This window comes from Acinetobacter sp. 40AMC3-4 (assembly GCF_049898185.1).
Taxonomy (GTDB): domain Bacteria; phylum Pseudomonadota; class Gammaproteobacteria; order Pseudomonadales; family Moraxellaceae; genus Acinetobacter.
The window spans coordinates 1-2,162 of record NZ_JAFCXG010000029.1 but is presented as its reverse complement, the minus strand read 5'-3'; the positions used below and the strand labels follow the sequence as shown (position 1 = coordinate 2,162).

Annotated in this window: 3 protein-coding genes and 1 pseudogene; 1 reads left to right on the top strand and 3 read right to left on the bottom strand. The window is 32.8% G+C overall.

Annotated elements, in window-relative coordinates; translation table 11 throughout:
* Positions 1-366: 366 nt before the first annotated feature.
* The 3 genes from ACP7BU_RS15305 to ACP7BU_RS15295 all read right to left on the bottom strand — a co-directional run bounded on the left by ACP7BU_RS15305 (position 367) and on the right by ACP7BU_RS15295 (position 1,841).
* Positions 367-798: a MarR family winged helix-turn-helix transcriptional regulator gene (locus ACP7BU_RS15305; protein WP_005108698.1), complete on the bottom strand. Its 432-nt coding sequence runs from the start codon at positions 796-798 to the stop codon at positions 367-369.
* Between the two features lie 6 nt (positions 799-804).
* On the bottom strand, positions 805-1,233 hold the full coding sequence (locus tag ACP7BU_RS15300) for an organic hydroperoxide resistance protein (RefSeq protein ID WP_005108699.1): 429 nt from the start codon (positions 1,231-1,233) through the stop codon (positions 805-807).
* Positions 1,234-1,451: 218 nt separating this feature from the next.
* Positions 1,452-1,841 carry a tautomerase family protein gene (locus tag ACP7BU_RS15295; RefSeq protein ID WP_034171729.1) on the bottom strand — a complete coding sequence of 130 codons (390 nt, stop codon included), beginning with the start codon at positions 1,839-1,841 and terminating at the stop codon, positions 1,452-1,454.
* A 237-nt stretch (positions 1,842-2,078) separates the two neighbouring features.
* Here ACP7BU_RS15295 and ACP7BU_RS15290 point away from each other — a divergent pair.
* Positions 2,079-2,162: pseudogene (locus ACP7BU_RS15290) on the top strand (DIP1984 family protein); the annotation flags it as partial.

The window sequence follows — 2,162 nt, the reverse complement described above, 5'->3', positions numbered from 1 at the left end:
ATCGTCATTTTATTATGGTCAGCCTCAGGGTGAAGTGTGTCTAATCAACAGGGTTTTCGGTCTCTAAGTACTTTTTAAAGGAAACATCATCGACTCAAATCTCTATTTGCAACAGTGCCTGATTAACCACGATTGTTTAACTAATATGAACAAAGTCGTGAAACATTGGTCAAAGAATAGGCGTGGAACGTGAAAAATCATAAAAAAAGCCCGAACAGGGATGTTCGGGCTATCAACTAGGAACTACAGCGTTGAATTTTCAAGAGAATTATAACACATTTCGTATAAGGTGTATTATGTTAATTTTAGAAAAATTAATTAATTTTCAGAATCATAGTGACTCATATCACCAGATAATAAGATTTCTTAAATTTTCTCTGATAACACTTTAACCAATGACTTTAATTCTTCTTTTAGTTTATTTAAATTTTCAAGTTGAATACTTTGAGTCAGCTCTTTAGGAATCATTTCTGCGGCAGCTCGTAGCTCTCGACCCTTTTCTTTTAATGAAATAAGGACTCTTCTTTCATCATTAGGATCACGTGATCGATTAATAAGTTCAGACTTTTCCATTCTTTTTAGTAAGGGCGTTAGTGTCCCACTATCCAGGTGTAAAATTTGTCCAAGATCACCCACACTTACACATTCTTTTTCCCATAAAACCAACATCACTAAATATTGAGGATAAGTGAGTCCGAGAGGTGTAAGAAAAGGGCGATAAGCTTTTACGATTAAATTAGATGCAGCATAAATAGGAAAACATAGTTGCTCATCTAGGCAAAGCTGATTCTTGGACATAGCTTTTTATTTGGTATAGACAGTGGTCGATACCTGTATATTACCTCGAATAGCGTTGGAATAAGGACATACTTGATGCGTTTGTTCCACGATCTTCTCTGCATCAGCTTGTGAAATACCTGAAAGAGTGACATCTAAGTGTACTGTTAAGGAAAATCCACCATTGCCATTAGCAACCATGCCAACAGTACTCAGGACTTCTACATCGTTATCACGGATTTTATGTTCTTTATTGCTACGAGTTACATGGATCACGGCATTTCCAAAGCATGCAGCATAGCCAGCTGCAAATAATTGCTCAGGATTCGTTGCATCACCTCGACCACCTAATTCTTTTGGCAAAGCTAATTTTAGTTCTAAGATACCATCTTCACTACGAATATTCCCTGAACGTCCACCGATTGCTTTAACTTGGGTAGAATAAAGATTACTCATTTTAATTACCTTTAAATAATATATTGTGTGCAATATAATTGTATAAAATTTAATTTATGTCAAATTTTTTATATGCGATTTAACATAATGGCTGTTTTACGCAATAAAAAAACCTGGGCACCAACCCAGGTCTAAAATTTAAAAAACAGATAAATATCAGTGCAATAAACTCATTTTTCTAATTTCGCATAACGTGTATTATGTTAATTTTAGGAAATTTAAACACTTACCTGATAATTTAACTGTAGTTCATCCGCATTTTCCCCTCTAATGCCCCAGTTTTCTTTAGGAGTTTCAAATATAGTTATCTCAACATCATTTGAATCAATACCGCATAGATTGTTTATATTTTCGAATAGAGTCTTAATAAATGCTTTTTTAGTCTCTTTTGTTCGTCCATCGAACATGGAAATTTCAATAATTATATAAGATGTACTGCGGTCTGCTGGATATATAAAATTTTTGGATTCTAGTGGAATAAAACGTTGAAACCTTTTTTCTTCAGGGTATTTTAATTCTTTAACTAAAGCCTGATGGATAGCTTTACTTAAATTATCACGATGTAATTCTATAGTTTCATCTAAAGCATAAATTTTTATCTGAGACATTACTTTCTCTAAATTAAAACCCTAATTTTAGCTTAATCTCCCCCTCCCATTTAAGATAATGGCTGTTATACGAAATGAAAAAACCTAGACTCTGGTCTAGGCTTAAAATTTAAAAAATGAATAGCTACCGATTTTGTAGACACCTTTTAGTTAGATAAAAAAGCAATTTTTTTGATCTTTAAAGAATGAGGATATAAGCTGTTTAAAACTTAATTCTAATTGGTTAATAGGTGAAAAATGAAATTAGCAGAAGCTCTCTTACTTCGAAGTGATCAACAAAAAAAAATTATTTCACTAAAACAACGTATCAATGCAAATGTA